The sequence below is a fragment of the Ferrovibrio sp. genome, from assembly GCF_041906005.1.
GTDB lineage: Bacteria > Pseudomonadota > Alphaproteobacteria > Ferrovibrionales > Ferrovibrionaceae > Ferrovibrio.
This window is the reverse complement of sequence record NZ_JAYRJY010000001.1, coordinates 2,075,912-2,088,795: the sequence shown is the minus strand read 5'-3', so window position 1 is coordinate 2,088,795 and position 12,884 is coordinate 2,075,912. Positions and strand designations below refer to the sequence as shown.

At 64.7% G+C, this 12,884-nt stretch carries 15 protein-coding genes; 8 read left to right on the top strand and 7 right to left on the bottom strand.

The window, feature by feature from the left end; translation table 11 throughout:
- The first annotated feature begins 103 nt into the window (after positions 1-103).
- Together speD and speE are read left to right on the top strand one after the other, a co-directional pair.
- Positions 104-541 carry an adenosylmethionine decarboxylase gene (gene speD / locus ACE3OO_RS10190; RefSeq protein WP_374302440.1) on the top strand — a complete coding sequence of 146 codons (438 nt, stop codon included), beginning with the start codon at positions 104-106 and terminating at the stop codon, positions 539-541.
- Complete coding sequence (speE, locus tag ACE3OO_RS10185) at positions 538-1,419, top strand: polyamine aminopropyltransferase (protein WP_374302438.1); 882 nt, start codon at positions 538-540, stop codon at positions 1,417-1,419. The genes speD and speE overlap by 4 nt, the downstream gene beginning before the upstream one ends.
- A gap of 52 nt (positions 1,420-1,471) precedes the next feature.
- Here the strand turns inward: speE and ACE3OO_RS10180 are convergent, their stop codons facing one another.
- On the bottom strand, positions 1,472-2,704 hold the full coding sequence (locus ACE3OO_RS10180) for an MFS transporter (RefSeq protein WP_374302436.1): 1,233 nt from the start codon (positions 2,702-2,704) through the stop codon (positions 1,472-1,474).
- A gap of 112 nt (positions 2,705-2,816) precedes the next feature.
- On the bottom strand, positions 2,817-3,872 hold the full coding sequence (locus ACE3OO_RS10175) for a Rieske 2Fe-2S domain-containing protein (RefSeq protein ID WP_374302433.1): 1,056 nt from the start codon (positions 3,870-3,872) through the stop codon (positions 2,817-2,819).
- Between the two features lie 204 nt (positions 3,873-4,076).
- Here ACE3OO_RS10175 and ACE3OO_RS10170 point away from each other — a divergent pair, with 204 nt between their 5' ends.
- Together ACE3OO_RS10170 and ACE3OO_RS10165 are read left to right on the top strand one after the other, a co-directional pair.
- Positions 4,077-4,592 (top strand): hypothetical protein, encoded by a 516-nt coding sequence (locus ACE3OO_RS10170; RefSeq protein WP_374302431.1) that lies wholly within the window; start codon positions 4,077-4,079, stop codon positions 4,590-4,592.
- Between the two features lie 134 nt (positions 4,593-4,726).
- Complete coding sequence (locus tag ACE3OO_RS10165) at positions 4,727-5,629, top strand: DMT family transporter (RefSeq protein WP_374302429.1); 903 nt, start codon at positions 4,727-4,729, stop codon at positions 5,627-5,629.
- On the opposite strand, the gene ACE3OO_RS10160 is transcribed toward ACE3OO_RS10165, so the two are convergent.
- Positions 5,600-6,829, bottom strand: a complete 1,230-nt coding sequence (locus ACE3OO_RS10160; protein WP_374302427.1) for an MFS transporter — start codon at positions 6,827-6,829, stop codon at positions 5,600-5,602. The genes ACE3OO_RS10165 and ACE3OO_RS10160 overlap by 30 nt on opposite strands.
- A gap of 87 nt (positions 6,830-6,916) precedes the next feature.
- Here ACE3OO_RS10160 and ACE3OO_RS10155 point away from each other — a divergent pair, with 87 nt between their 5' ends.
- Positions 6,917-7,714: a helix-turn-helix transcriptional regulator gene (locus ACE3OO_RS10155; RefSeq protein ID WP_374302425.1), complete on the top strand. Its 798-nt coding sequence runs from the start codon at positions 6,917-6,919 to the stop codon at positions 7,712-7,714.
- On the opposite strand, the gene ACE3OO_RS10150 is transcribed toward ACE3OO_RS10155, so the two are convergent.
- From ACE3OO_RS10150 to rmuC, 4 genes are read right to left on the bottom strand one after another with little or no spacing between them, the layout of a single operon-like run.
- A complete protein-coding gene (locus ACE3OO_RS10150; RefSeq protein ID WP_374302423.1) occupies positions 7,706-8,185 on the bottom strand; it encodes an N-acetyltransferase family protein in 480 nt (159 codons plus the stop codon). The genes ACE3OO_RS10155 and ACE3OO_RS10150 overlap by 9 nt on opposite strands.
- Before the next feature lies 1 nt (position 8,186).
- Entirely contained in the window at positions 8,187-8,606 is a 420-nt protein-coding gene (locus tag ACE3OO_RS10145; RefSeq protein WP_374302421.1) for a cupin domain-containing protein, read from the bottom strand.
- Complete coding sequence (locus tag ACE3OO_RS10140) at positions 8,603-9,244, bottom strand: exopolysaccharide biosynthesis protein (protein ID WP_374302419.1); 642 nt, start codon at positions 9,242-9,244, stop codon at positions 8,603-8,605. The genes ACE3OO_RS10145 and ACE3OO_RS10140 overlap by 4 nt, the downstream gene beginning before the upstream one ends.
- A complete protein-coding gene (gene rmuC, locus ACE3OO_RS10135; RefSeq protein WP_374302417.1) occupies positions 9,241-10,605 on the bottom strand; it encodes a DNA recombination protein RmuC in 1,365 nt (454 codons plus the stop codon). Before rmuC ends, ACE3OO_RS10140 begins: the two co-directional genes overlap by 4 nt.
- A 76-nt stretch (positions 10,606-10,681) precedes the next feature.
- Here rmuC and def point away from each other — a divergent pair, with 76 nt between their 5' ends.
- The 3 genes from def to truA are packed head-to-tail and all read left to right on the top strand — an operon-like array spanning position 10,682 to position 12,871.
- Positions 10,682-11,200: a peptide deformylase gene (def, locus tag ACE3OO_RS10130; protein ID WP_374302414.1), complete on the top strand. Its 519-nt coding sequence runs from the start codon at positions 10,682-10,684 to the stop codon at positions 11,198-11,200.
- 13 nt (positions 11,201-11,213) lie between these two features.
- Positions 11,214-12,134, top strand: a complete 921-nt coding sequence (gene fmt, locus ACE3OO_RS10125; RefSeq protein WP_374302412.1) for a methionyl-tRNA formyltransferase — start codon at positions 11,214-11,216, stop codon at positions 12,132-12,134.
- Positions 12,134-12,871, top strand: a complete 738-nt coding sequence (gene truA, locus ACE3OO_RS10120; RefSeq protein ID WP_374302410.1) for a tRNA pseudouridine(38-40) synthase TruA — start codon at positions 12,134-12,136, stop codon at positions 12,869-12,871. The genes fmt and truA overlap by 1 nt, the downstream gene beginning before the upstream one ends.
- The last annotated feature ends 13 nt before the right edge of the window (positions 12,872-12,884 follow it).

Sequence of the window (12,884 nt, the reverse complement as noted above, 5' to 3'; positions counted from 1 at the left end):
CCGGAACCACGGGGCTTTCCCAACAGTCTCTCTGCCAATCGGACAACCCTTTACAGAGTCGCAGGATTTTCAGTCGCGCGACTCCCCCTTGGTGGAGAGTGACATGACCAAGAAGGCAACCAAGCCCGCCCTGTACGAAGTTCCGGCCCTGCCGGAGACGAATGGGGCGGATGAGCATTTCATTTGCAAGGACGGCGTGCGTTACGCCGGCATGCATCTGATCATCGACCTGTGGGGCGGCAAGCACCTCGACAATCTCGCGCTGGTCAAGCAGACGCTGACCGATGCGGTGTCGGAGATTGGCGCGACCCTGCTCAACATCGACCTGCATCATTTCGAGCCCAATGGCGGCATTTCCGGCGTGGCCGTGCTGGCGGAAAGCCACATGTCGATTCACACCTGGCCGGAAAAGGGCTATGCGGCCCTTGATGTCTTCGTATGCGGCGACTGCCAGCCGCAGAAGGCGATTCCCGTGCTGCGCCGCGCCTTCCTGCCCGACAACATCCAGTGCACCGAGATGAAGCGGGGCCTGATCCTGTGACCACGTGGTTCAACGAAACGCTCTATGCCGGCTTCCGGCAGAGCCACGAGATCAAGAAGGTCCTGTTCGAAGGCAAGTCGAAATACCAGAAGGTGAAGGTATTCGAGAGCGGCCGTTTCGGCCGCATGCTGGCCCTCGACGGCGTGGTGCAATGCACCGAGGGCGATGAATTCGTCTATCACGAGATGCTGACGCATCTGCCGATCCTGGCCCATGGCAGGGTGGAATCGGTTCTGATCGTCGGCGGCGGCGATGGCGGCATCCTAGAGGAAGTGCTGAAACATAAATCCATCAAGCGCGTCACCATGGTCGAGATCGACGGCATGGTGATCGAGGTGGCGAAGAAATATCTGCCGAAAATCTGCGGCAAGGCCTTCAGCGACAAGCGCACCAACCTGATCGTTGGCGACGGCGCGGCCTATGTGGCCAGCACGAAAGACCGCTACGATCTGGTGATCGTCGACCGGCCCGATCCGGTTGGCCCCGCCACCGTGCTCTTTTCCAAAGCCTTCTATGACAACTGCCGCCGGGTGATGAAGCCGGGCGCGATCCTGGTGGCGCAGAACGGCGTGCCGCATATGCAGGGCCCGGAACTGACCGACGCCATCAAGCTGTTCCAGAAGATCTGGGCCCATTCCGGCACCTATCTGGCCGTGGTGCCGACCTATGTGTGCGGCTTCATGTCCATGACCTGGGCCTGCGACCGCGACATCACCGACGTCGACCCGCGCAACATCTTCGCCCGGTTCGACAAGGCAAAGCTGCCGGCGCTGCGGTATTACAACCCGGAAATCCATTTCGGCGCCTTTGCCCTGCCCAGCTTCGTCCAGCACCTGCTGCCCGCGCCGAAGAAGGCCGCAGCGAAGAAGAAGCGCTGAAGCACGATATTACAGAAGCAGACGTAAGTTCCGACCTGACGCGCCCGCCGGTTCATCCGGCGGGCGTTTTGCTTTTTGACGCCGCGAACCAGAATCCCGCCGCCGACACCAGCGCACCTGCCATGACCACCCAGAGCACCGGCCCGTAATTGCCGAAGAAAGCCCACACGAAGGCGGCAATGGATGGTGCCAGCGCCTTGGCGATGTTGGCCGGCAGCGTGAGCGCGCCGCTGATCGCGCCATATCCCTCGCGCCACAACAGATCGGGAACCGCCGTGCCACGTACGATGGTCATGATGCCATTGGCGCAGCCATAGATCGTGGCGAAGGCGAACAGGGCCACGACCGAATCCGAGAACAGCACCAGCAGGGCGACGCTGACGGGAAACATCAGGACGATGATACGGCCGGTGGTGGCTGCTGTGAGTTTGCGGCCGAACAGCAGCAGGATGATGCGGCCAGCTACCTGGGCCGGTCCGATCACCGCAATCACACCGACCGCGAGACTGAGCGAAAAGCCGCGCTCGTCGAACATCGGGATGAAATGAAAGGTGAGCGCCGAAAACGTCGCGTAGTAGAAGGTGAAGCAGACCACCAGGCCCCAGAAGACCGGATGCCGCAGGGCGCGACGCATCGGGCTGTCAGCGCCAGTAACGACCGAAGCCTCCGTCGCGACGGCGCCACCGGCCTTGTCGCGCAGCATCAGGGCATGCACCGGCAGGCAATAGAGCAGGTTGCAAGCGGCAAGCGCCAGCAATGCATCGCGCCAGCCCAGCGCCTCGATCCACCAGGCGGTGAGCGGGATGAAGGCCGTGGAGGCGAAGCCGCCGACCAGCGTGAGCATGGTGATGCGGAAGCGGTAATTTTCGGGGAACAGCCGCGTCAGCACGACGAAGACCGGTTCGTAAAGCGTCAGCGCCATGCACACGCCGAGCCCGAACCAGATCACATAGAAAGCCGCCACATGTTCGACATAGGCCCAGGCCACGAATAACAGCGAGGCCAGCAGCGAACCGATGCTCATCAGCAGGCGCCCGCCGCGCGAGTCGATCAGCTTGCCGACCGGATAAGCGACCAGGCCGGCCGTGAGCAGACCGAGCGACAGCGCCCCGTTCAGCGCCGTGCGGCTCCAGCCCAGATCGGCCTCCATCGGCACGACGAACAGCGAAAAGGCGTAATAGATCGAACCCCAGGAGACAAGCTGGGCGAATGACAACGCACCGACCAGCGGCCAGCCATTGCCGGCCTTCAGGAAGGTTTCGCTATGGGGAGCGGCAGCAACCATCGCCTTGGCTTATAGACCCGGTCGGACGATCCGTCACCTGACCTTTTCGGCAAGGGTGCAGGCGCGATGGCCAGCCAGGAAAATGCCCTGCAGGCCGGCCATCGCGGAACTGTCACTCTGCCGCGGTCTGCAATCCGCTCGAAGCCGGCATGTCGCCGTAGATCTCGCCTTCGCCATGCTGCTGGAACAGATCCAGCAGCCGCTTGCGCATGATCAGGCCGCCACGGTCGGACGGCATATGCGCCTCGATACGACGGCCGATGTCGATGCAGGCATCGGGGTCGGTAGCCTCCAGAATCTCCTTGTCCTCGGCCGTGATCGCGGCATCCCAGTCGATCAGTTCCTGCGTCGAGCAGTCGGCCTCGGTGTCGTTGCGGTAGAGCCACTGGATCAGCTGGATCTTCCCGTCTTCCATGGGTGTGGCGCAATTGAAGATGATGTGGCGCAGGCCGGAGGGATATTCCATGTCGAGCCGTCGGCAGAACGGCATGAACCAGTGATTGCGCATATGCCGCCTGGTCGTCGGCGCGGTCGAGCCGGTGACACGATAGGCAATCGGCGGATTGAGGATCGGCACGATCGATTCGGCATAGAAACCGTAATCGGTCTCCTTGATTTCATATTTCTCCGGCTTGGGTTGGTCGAGCTGGCCGAAGGTGGCTTTGTGCACGAAGGAGAAATGCGCGTTATCGAAGGAATTCTCCAGCATGCGCAAAGGGGCGCAGTTCCACACCTCGTAGAACTGCGCGATGCGGCGATAGTCGGGGTCGCTGTCTTCGGGAATATCGAAGATATCGACCAGCGGTTCCTCCAGCGCCACCCAGGCATAACCGTAGCGCGGCACGCAGCGATAGCTGGACGTTTTCAGGCTGCCGGAAACGGCAGAGCCATCGGGGTATTGCGGAATTTTTATGCACTGGCCGCTGCGGTCATAGGTCCAGCCGTGATAGCCGCAGACGATATTGCCGTTTTCGCACCAGCCTTTCGACAGCTTGGCGGTGCGGTGGCAGCAGCGGTCAGCCAGGGCCGTCGGCTGGCCCTCGGCATCGAGAAACAGCACGATATCCTCGCCCATCAGGCGGAAGGGTTTCGGGCCGCTTTTCAAATCCTCAAGCAGAACAGTGGCGTGCCAGAATTTACGCAGGGTTTTCTGTTTGGTGGTCAGCATGGATGGGGCATCCTTGCGCTTGGCCTGTCCGGTCTCTGTGAGCCGGGGATGAGGCCGCCAGCCGGCCTACCGGGAGCGATCGCCTCCGCTGGCAGGGTCGTTTGACCCTGCCGCCAGCCATGCAAATTCCAAACCAGCGAAGCGGCTTGAACCGGCGGGCCGCGAGCGTATATTGTAACGTGTAGCTTCACCACGAGGGTTGCCATGCTGCGCCGTCAGTTCCTGTCCCGCTTTTCGGTTTCTGCCGCAGCCGCCGGCTTGGCCGGCGCCGGTTTTGTCTGCGCGGGCGGTGATGCGGCGGCGATTTCGCTGGAACCCGCCGAGGGCAGTGTTCTGGCCCATCTGCGGCAGGGCGCACCGGCCGTGGACGGCGCCCTGGACTGGGGCCTGTTGGCCCAGGCCGGTGAAGCCCGTTTCCAGGGTGGCACGGTCAGCCGTTTTCCTGCTGCCCTGCAATCGCTGGACGGCCAGGAGGTGGCCATCAGCGGCTACATGATGCCGTTCCGCGACGGCAAGACCCACAAGGAATTCCTGCTCGGTGCCCTGCAGTTCCATTGCCCGAGCTGCATGATCGGCGACCTGAGCCGCATCGTGGCGGTGAAAGCCGCCGAGCCGGTGGCCTATGCGGAGCAGCCGGTGATGGTGCGTGGCACCCTGCGCCTGCTGGAAAGCGAGCAGTCGCCGCTGTTCTATCGTCTGGACGCGGCGCGCTCGGCCTGATCTGCCAACTTGATCTAACCGGCGCTTTTCCCTAAAACTCGGCTTCCCGGTAGCGGCCTATAATCGAAATACCCTGCGCGCGATGCGCCACGCGTCGTTGCGTCCCGCCTCTTCTTCCGGAATCCAGAACCATCATGACCGCTACGTCCGCCTCCGCGTCCAGCAAACTGCGCGCCACCCTGATCGGCACCATCGCCATCTGGCTCTGGGCCTCATTGGCCCTGTTCACCACGCTGACCCCCAGCGTGCCGGCCCTGCAGCTCACCGCCATGACCTTCAGCCTCTCGGCTGTTGCCGCCATCGCGTTGTGGCTGCTGCGCGGTGATGGCATCCGGGGCGTACTGCAGCATTTCACTTTAAGCCCCGCCGCCTGGGCGCTCGGCGTGTTCGGCCTGTTCGGTTACCACGCGCTGTATTTCCTGGCGTTGAAGCTGGCGCCGCCTTTGGAAGCCAGCCTGATCAACTATCTCTGGCCGTTGCTGATCGTACTGTTCTCGGCCTTGCTGCCGGGCGAGCGGCTGCGCTGGTTCCATCTGGCCGGCGCGGCTTTGGGACTGGGCGGCACGGTGATCCTGATCGCCGGCAAGGGCGAACTCGGTTTCGACTGGCGCTACATGGCCGGTTATGCCGCCGCCTTTGCCTGTGCCTTCACCTGGTCGAGCTATTCGGTGCTGAGCCGCCGTTTCGCCGCCGTGCCGACCGATGCCGTGGGCGCCTTCTGCGCCGCCACCGCCTTGCTCTCCTGGCTGGGGCATTTCGCTTTCGAGAGCACCGGCCTGCCGGCCTCCTCGGGCGAATGGGCGGCGATCGTTGCCCTGGGCCTTGGCCCGGTGGGGCTTGCCTTCTTCTGCTGGGATCACGGCATGAAGCGCGGCGACGTGCGCGCGCTGGGCACCATGGCCTATGCGGCGCCGCTGCTCTCCACGCTGCTGCTGATCGTGTTCGGCCAGGGCGAACTCACCCTGCCGGTGCTGCTGGCCTGTGCGCTGATCGTCGGCGGTGCCGTGCTAGGCACGGGCGACCTGCGACGACGCTGACCCGGCATCCTCGCGGTCGCCGTTTTCACCTGAAGACTTGGGAAACACGAGTGCCGCGAGGAAAATGCTGAAGCCCAGCATAGCCAGGATGGCAAACAGCATGGCGAAGCCACCGCCACGATCATGCACCAGCGCGATCAGCGGCACGGCCGTGGCGCTGGCGCCGAAGGACAGCAGGTAGCGCAGCGAATATGCCCGCGCCCGCCATGCGTCTGAGGTGTATTTCGCCACCATGGCATCGTTGATCGTCACCTGGCCGAAGATTGCGAACATGACGCCCAGGCAGGGCAGCAGCAGCCAGGCATTGTCCAGCCATCCCGCCAGGAACAGGCAGGGTGCCTGCAGGAAGGCCACCGGCACGAAAATCTGCTTCAGCGTGAAGCGATCGACCAGGCGGCCGATGATCAGCTGCGCCAGTGCGCCGGCGAGGTAAACGGTGCTGACCACCAGGCTGATTCCCACGGCCGAGCCGATCACATCCTGCAGCCGCTCGGCAAACAGCTTGGGCAGGGCAATGGTGGCGGCGTTGAACACCACGCCGCCACTGACCCCCACCAGCGCCAGCACGGCAAAGGCCCGGATCGCCACCCCGCGTGGCACATGGGGCTGCGGCTGGCCGCCCTTGCGCGGCGGCGAGGCATGCTCGGGCACCAGCGCCAGATAGGTGATGCCAACGGCAATCGCGGCGATGCCGGGCAGGATGAACGCCGCGCGCCAGCCGATGAACTGCACGATGCCACCGGTGATAAGGGCTGCGACAGCCACGCCAACATTGCCCCACACGCCATTCAGCCCGATCTCGCGGCCCATGGTTTCCGGCCCCAGAGCGGCGGCATGGGCGGTGAGCATCGCGGTGCCGACCGGGTGATAGATCGCGGCGAACAGGCCGATCAGCGTCAGCGCCATTGCCAGTAGCCACAGCGATGTGGTGAGGCCCGCGAGGATCGCGGCACCGCCGGCGCCGAGAAAGAACACGCCCAGCATATGGCGGCGGCTCCAGCGGTCGCCCAGCCAGCCGGCCGGAATCGAACCGGCCCCGAAGGCGATGAAACCACCCAGCGACAGCGCCAGCAGCTCGCCGTAAGAGCGGCCGAAATCCGCCTCCATCGCCAGCACGGCGGTGGGGAAGATCAACATGAACATATGATCCAGCAGATGGGCGAGGTTGACGAAGCCGATCACCCGGCGCGACAGAGACATGCGGCCAATCCCGACAAAACAGTTGCGCCCGGCAGGATAGGATTGTCTGATAAGCGACGTCCTGCCTGTTTCTATCGAGAATCGGACATGATCCGCAGTACCAATGCCGAGGATTACCAGCGCATCGCCACACCGGTGGCGGCGATGCCGAAGGATTTTCCCGCCGGCCACCATATTCCGCCGCACCGGCACGAACGCGGGCAGTTGCTGTATGCCACGCAGGGTGTGATGCGGATCGGCACGGCGCAGGGCACATGGATGGTGCCGCCGCAGCGTGCACTGTGGATTCCGCCGCAGACCGAGCATGAAATTCACATGAGCGGCGCAGTGGCGATGCGCACGCTCTATATCGCGCCGCGTGCCGCCCGGCATCTGCCACGCGACTGTCAGGTGATCGACGTGTCGCCGCTACTGCGCGCGCTGATCCTCGCCGCCATGGAGGAACCCGTGGAATACCCGCGCGGCAGTCGCGGCGAGGCCATTGCGAAACTGCTGCTACATGAATTGCGCGCCGTGCCGGCCCTGCCGCTGCATCTGCCAATGCCGCAAGAACCACGATTGCAGAAGGTATGCCAGAAAATCCTGCACAGTCTGGGTAGGGATGCCGATATCGAGAGCCTTGCCGCCGGGGCCGGCCTGAGCAGCCGCAGTCTGGCGCGGCTGTTCCAGCGCGAAACCGGCATGGGCTTTGCCGCCTGGCGCCAGCAGGCACGACTGGCCGAAGCCCTGACGCAATTGAGCGGGGGCAAGCCGGTGGCTTTGGTGGCGGCGGATCTGGGTTATGCCTCGCCGGCCGCCTTCACCGCCATGTTCCGCAAAAGCCTCGGCACCACACCGAGCAGATATTTCGGTACAGCGCGAAATTCCGGCAGCATATCAGCCTAACAATTTTTCCATCAGCAGCAGCCGGACACCGTCTTCGCTCATTTGCCCGGTTTCGGTGAAACCCTCGCGGCGGTAGAAGGCAACGCCTTTCGCATTGTCGGCCTCGACCTCCAGCACAAGACGATTCGCCGATGAATAGCGTTGGCACAGCGCAGCCAGCAGCGCATGGCCGATACCCTGCCGCTGCCAAGTAGGCAGCACATACAGCCGGGCGATCCGCAACCGCGGCAGGGCACGTGCATCGGCATAAGCATGACCTGCCAAGGCATGATCGGCCTCGGCAACCAGAAAACAGGTGCCGGCCGTATCAAGCTGTTGCGCCAGAGCTTGTGGAGCGTGCCAGCGCGCCGTGATCTCGTTCACTTTCGACACGCCAATCAGGGCGTCGTAGGTATCGTGCCAGGTTTCGATCAGCAGGCGGCTGACGGCGGGAATGTCGGCAATAACCACATTCCGGACGAGCACTGCCATGTCAGGGCGCCCAGCCCGGCGGGGCGAGTTCAAAGCCGGCGAAATCGAAGCCCGGCGCAACGGTGCAGCCAACCAGGGTCCACTCGCCCAGGCTTTCCGCCGCCTGCCAGTGATGCGGCGGCACGATGCCCTGCGGCATCTGGCCTGCGATCACGCCATGGCCCAGCGTGATTTGCTGTATCGGCCGGCCGTCGCCTTCACTGATACTCAGCCGTAACGGCGCGCCGGCATGGAAATGCCAGATCTCGACGGCATCCACGCGATGCCAGTGCGACCGCTCGCCGGCCCGCAGCAGGAAATAGATCGCCGTCGAACGGCTGCGGCCATCGGGGCCGGGCGCATCGCGGAAGGTTTCGACATAATGCCCGCCTTCGGGATGCGGCTGCAGACCGAGGGCGGCGATGATCTCGTCCGCCGTCATGCGAAGATACGCTCCAGAACGGCGATGCCAACATCGACCAGAAACCAGACCCAGCCAGTGGCGACCACGCTGGCGGCCAGGCTGGCGATCACCAGCGTGCCGTCGCGCTCAACCTGGCCGAAGGCCGCCAGGATGATCGCCCAGGCCGGCAACAGGTTGCCGAACGGGATCGGCAGCGAGAGCAGCAGCGCGTTCCACAACACGATGCCGCCCAGCAGCGGACGGAATCGCCGGCCGGTGAGATGAGCATAGCGCGGCTTCACATATCGCTCGATGCGTTCCAGCGTCGGGATGGCCGGGCGCAGCAGCTTGGCGACGTCGGCGCGGCGGAAGCTGCGCGCCAGCCAGCTTTCGGGAAACCAGGGATGATCCAGGCCAAACAGCATCTGCGCCGCCAGCAGCACCAAGGGCGCCCCCAGCACAGCGGAAAGGCCCGGCGCGATCGGCGCCGGAATGCCGTTGGGCAAAGCGAAAATCAGGATCGCCAGACCAAAGGCACGCAGGCCGAAGGCATGGATCAGATCATGCAGGCTGATGCGGTCCTCGGGGTCACCAGCGCAAAGTGCGGCGACGATCTCGCTCACCTTGCGCGGCGTCTCGCCATTGCCATTATCGCCATTCAGCGGGGCATCGGTCATGACTTGTCGGTTCCGTCATTCAGGCCGGGTAACTGCGGCGTGACATCCTCGGCGTCGGCCTCGATCACGTCAGTGCGCTGCACGCTGACCTGGAAGCTGGGCAGGGCCGCAGGCGTCTTGGACGAACGGATGCCGAGCTGGCCCAGGCGCCGGATGCGCGGCAGCAGGCGCGCATTGACCGAACGGCTGAACGCCTCGAATTGTTCGGTGGCCTGCTGCAGGCCACGGCCGACGCGGTCGGCCAGCGTGAGCGCGGTGGCGGTGGATTCCACAAGGTTGCCGACCGCCTCGACGATCTTTTCCAGATTCTCCACCTGGCGGCCGCCATCGATCTGCAGACGCGACACGGCGATGATCGCGGCCAGCGCCGAAGGGCCCGTCACCACGATATCGACTTCAGCAGCACGGCGTTCGAAATCGGGATCGGCGCGACGCAGCTTTTCCACCGCCGCATCATTGGGCAGCATCATGGCGATCATGCTGCGCTTCAGGCTGCCGCCGCGTTTCAGGTCTTTATACGTGGCGAGCACGGCGTTGCCGTAATCCTTGGCGCTGAGCGCCCGCAGATGGGTCGCCATGCGCTGGGCCAGCTGGGCCAGCGCCGCTGCCTCGGCGACTTCATCCTCGGCCTCGGCATGGTCGAGCAGCAGCTTGGAAGCCTTGGAATCGATCACCAGCACGGCGTCGCCGGGCAGGAACACCACGGCATCGGGGCGCAGGTTGCCGCGCTCGCCATCGCCGGCGGCATGATACTGGATGATGAAATCCAGGCCCGGCTGCAGGCCGAAAGCCTTCAGCACGTTTTCCAGCCCGATCTCGGCCAGACGGCCGGCGCCGCCGGGATGCGACAATGCGCGATAGACCGTGTCGATGGCCTTGCGGCTGTCGCCGACCTGCTGGTTCAGCCGTGTCACCGTCTCGGTCACGGTGAGGAATTGCTGGGCCAGGCCGTCGGTCGCCTGCTTGATCCGTTTCTCGCCCTCTTCCTTCTGGGCCTCGGCTTCGCGCTTGTGGTCGGCCAGCAGCTTGTTGGAAAGCTGGGCAGCGGATTCCACGGCCGCCGCCCGGGCCGCCTGGGTCGCGGTTTCCGCCAGCTTCTCGAAGGCCTGGGTCTTCACGGCGAGTTCGCTGCGCAGGCCGGCGGCCTGGCGTTCAGCCTCCAGCCGGGCGGCCTGGGCCGTGGCGGCCTCGTCGCGGGCCTGGTCGAGCTGGTCGCGCAGTTCGGCCACCAGGGCCGCCTGATCGGCAGCGCCAGCGCCCATGCCAGCGCCCCGGCGCAGCAGAAGAACCAGCAGAATCAGGATGATCGCCAGCCCGGCGATGCTGGCGATTCCAAGAATCGGCATTATATCCATGGCCATGGGTGTTACATAACAGCGGGCTTGACGGAGAGCCAGCCCGCGCCCTATGACGCCCGGATTATTACGGAATGGATTTATGGCCCTTTTGCCGATCATCACCGCCCCGGACCCCCGGCTGGAAGCTGTCTCGACCCCCGTCGAGGCCGTGACCGACGAGGTGCGCCGCCAGCTCGACGACATGCTGGAGACCATGTATGCCGCGCCGGGCATCGGCCTGGCCGCCATCCAGGTGGGCATCCCCAAGCGCATGCTGGTGATCGACGTTTCGCGCGAGGGCGAGGAAAAGCAGCCGCTTTTCATCATCAATCCGGAATTCACCTGGCTGTCGGACGAGGACAAGGTCTACGAGGAGGGCTGCCTGTCGCTGCCCGAGCAGTATGCCGAAGTGGCCCGCCCGGCCGAGGCGAAGATCGAATACCTGGGCTATAACGGCGAGAAGAAGGAGCTGCATGCTGATGGCCTGCTTGCCGTCTGCCTGCAGCACGAGATCGACCATCTGGACGGCATCCTGTTCGTCGATCATCTCTCGGCGCTGAAGCGCAATATGATCCTGCGCAAGCTGCTGAAGCAGAAGCGCCTCGCCGAAGCCGGCTGAGCCGGTTCACCCCATGGCCTTACGTCTGGTTTTCATGGGCACGCCGGATTTCGCCGTGCCGGTGCTGGAATCCTTCATCGCCAATGGCGACGAGATCTCTGCTGTCTACAGCCAGCCGCCACGCCCGGCCGGCCGCGGCCACAAGCTGACGCCTTCGCCCGTGCAGGCCTGCGCCGAAAAGCACGGCCTGCCCGTGCGCCATCCGGTGAGCCTGAAAACGGCCGAGGCGCAGGCGGAATTCGCCGCGTGGAAAGCCGATGCCGCCGTGGTGGTGGCCTATGGCCTGCTGCTGCCCAAACCGGTGCTGGAGGCGCCGAAACTGGGCTGCTTCAACCTGCATGCCTCGCTGCTGCCGCGCTGGCGCGGCGCCGCGCCGATCCAGCGCGCGATCATGGCCGGCGACACCGAAACCGGCGTCTGTGCCATGCAGATGGATGTCGGGCTCGATACCGGGCCGGTGCTGGCCTGCGAGCGTGTCGCCATCGGCCCGCGCATGACGATTGCCGAACTGCATGACGAACTGGCGCGTGTGGGCGCGCCGCTGATGGTGCGAGCGCTGCACGATTTCGCCGCCGGCAAGATCAAGCCGCAGCCGCAGCCTGAACAGGGCGTGACCTATGCGACCAAGCTGACCAGGGATGAAGGCCGCATCGACTGGACGAAACCCGCCGCCGAAATCGACCGCATGGTGCGTGCGCTGAATCCCGGGCCGGGCACCTTCTTTGAACTGAACGGCGAGCGCATCAAGGTGCTGGCGGTCGAGCCCGTGGCGGATCGCGGCGCGGCCGGCACGACTCTGGACGATGCCGGCATTGTGGCCTGCGGAGACGGTGCGCTGAAGCTGCTGCGCCTGCAGCGGCCCAGCAAAAGCGCAGTCGGCATCGCCGATTTCCTGCGTGGCTTTGCCTTGCCGCGCGGCACGGTTCTGGGCTGATGCCGCGCTTCCGCCTCACCATCGAATACAATGGCGGCGCCTATGTCGGCTGGCAGCGGCAGCAGGACAACCGCGCGGTGCAGCAGGCGCTGGAAGAAGCCATCCAGGCCATGAGCGGCCAGAGCGTGGAAACCGTGGCGGCCGGCCGCACCGATGCCGGTGTGCATGCCCGCGGCCAGGTGGTGCATTTCGACCTGGAGCGCGATTTCACGGCCGACCGCATCCGCGACGGGCTGAATTTCCATCTTCGGCTGGAGCCGGTGAAAGTGCTGGATGCCGCCATCGTCGGGCCGGATTTCCACGCCCGGCTTTCCGCCACCGGGCGGCAGTATCTCTATCGCATCCTCAACCGTCGCCCGCCGCCGGCGCTGGAAGCCGGCTTCGTGTGGCATGTGCCGGTGCCGCTGGATGTGGCGGCGATGCATGACGCCGCGCAATGCCTGGTCGGCCATCACGATTTCACCAGTTTCCGCGCCGCCGAATGCCAGGCCAAATCACCCGAGAAGACGCTGGCGCATCTGGCGGTGACGCGCGCGGGCGAGGAGATTCACGTCACGGCAAAGGCCCGCAGCTTCCTGCATCACCAGGTGCGCAACATGGTTGGCACGCTGAAACTGGTGGGCGAAGGGCGCTGGTCGGCCGCCGACGTACAAGCGGCACTCGACAAGCGCGACCGTTCCGCCGCCGGCCCAACGGCGCCGGCAGAGGGCCTGACCCTGATGCAGGTTGATTACTGAAGCGCGTGATTTA

Coding starts and splice junctions, on each gene's coding strand:
- ACE3OO_RS10170 (WP_374302431.1), top strand. CDS start 4,077: ATGCTGCGCCGTCAGTTCCTGTCCCGCTTTTCGGTTTCTGCCGCAGCC.
- def (WP_374302414.1), top strand. CDS start 10,682: ATGGCCCTTTTGCCGATCATCACCGCCCCGGACCCCCGGCTGGAAGCT.
- fmt (WP_374302412.1), top strand. CDS start 11,214: ATGGCCTTACGTCTGGTTTTCATGGGCACGCCGGATTTCGCCGTGCCG.
- ACE3OO_RS10175 (WP_374302433.1), bottom strand. CDS start 3,872: ATGCTGACCACCAAACAGAAAACCCTGCGTAAATTCTGGCACGCCACT.
- truA (WP_374302410.1), top strand. CDS start 12,134: ATGCCGCGCTTCCGCCTCACCATCGAATACAATGGCGGCGCCTATGTC.
- rmuC (WP_374302417.1), bottom strand. CDS start 10,605: ATGGCCATGGATATAATGCCGATTCTTGGAATCGCCAGCATCGCCGGG.
- ACE3OO_RS10155 (WP_374302425.1), top strand. CDS start 6,917: ATGATCCGCAGTACCAATGCCGAGGATTACCAGCGCATCGCCACACCG.
- ACE3OO_RS10145 (WP_374302421.1), bottom strand. CDS start 8,606: ATGACGGCGGACGAGATCATCGCCGCCCTCGGTCTGCAGCCGCATCCC.
- speD (WP_374302440.1), top strand. CDS start 104: ATGACCAAGAAGGCAACCAAGCCCGCCCTGTACGAAGTTCCGGCCCTG.
- ACE3OO_RS10180 (WP_374302436.1), bottom strand. CDS start 2,704: ATGGTTGCTGCCGCTCCCCATAGCGAAACCTTCCTGAAGGCCGGCAAT.
- ACE3OO_RS10140 (WP_374302419.1), bottom strand. CDS start 9,244: ATGACCGATGCCCCGCTGAATGGCGATAATGGCAATGGCGAGACGCCG.
- ACE3OO_RS10150 (WP_374302423.1), bottom strand. CDS start 8,185: ATGGCAGTGCTCGTCCGGAATGTGGTTATTGCCGACATTCCCGCCGTC.
- ACE3OO_RS10165 (WP_374302429.1), top strand. CDS start 4,727: ATGACCGCTACGTCCGCCTCCGCGTCCAGCAAACTGCGCGCCACCCTG.
- ACE3OO_RS10160 (WP_374302427.1), bottom strand. CDS start 6,829: ATGTCTCTGTCGCGCCGGGTGATCGGCTTCGTCAACCTCGCCCATCTG.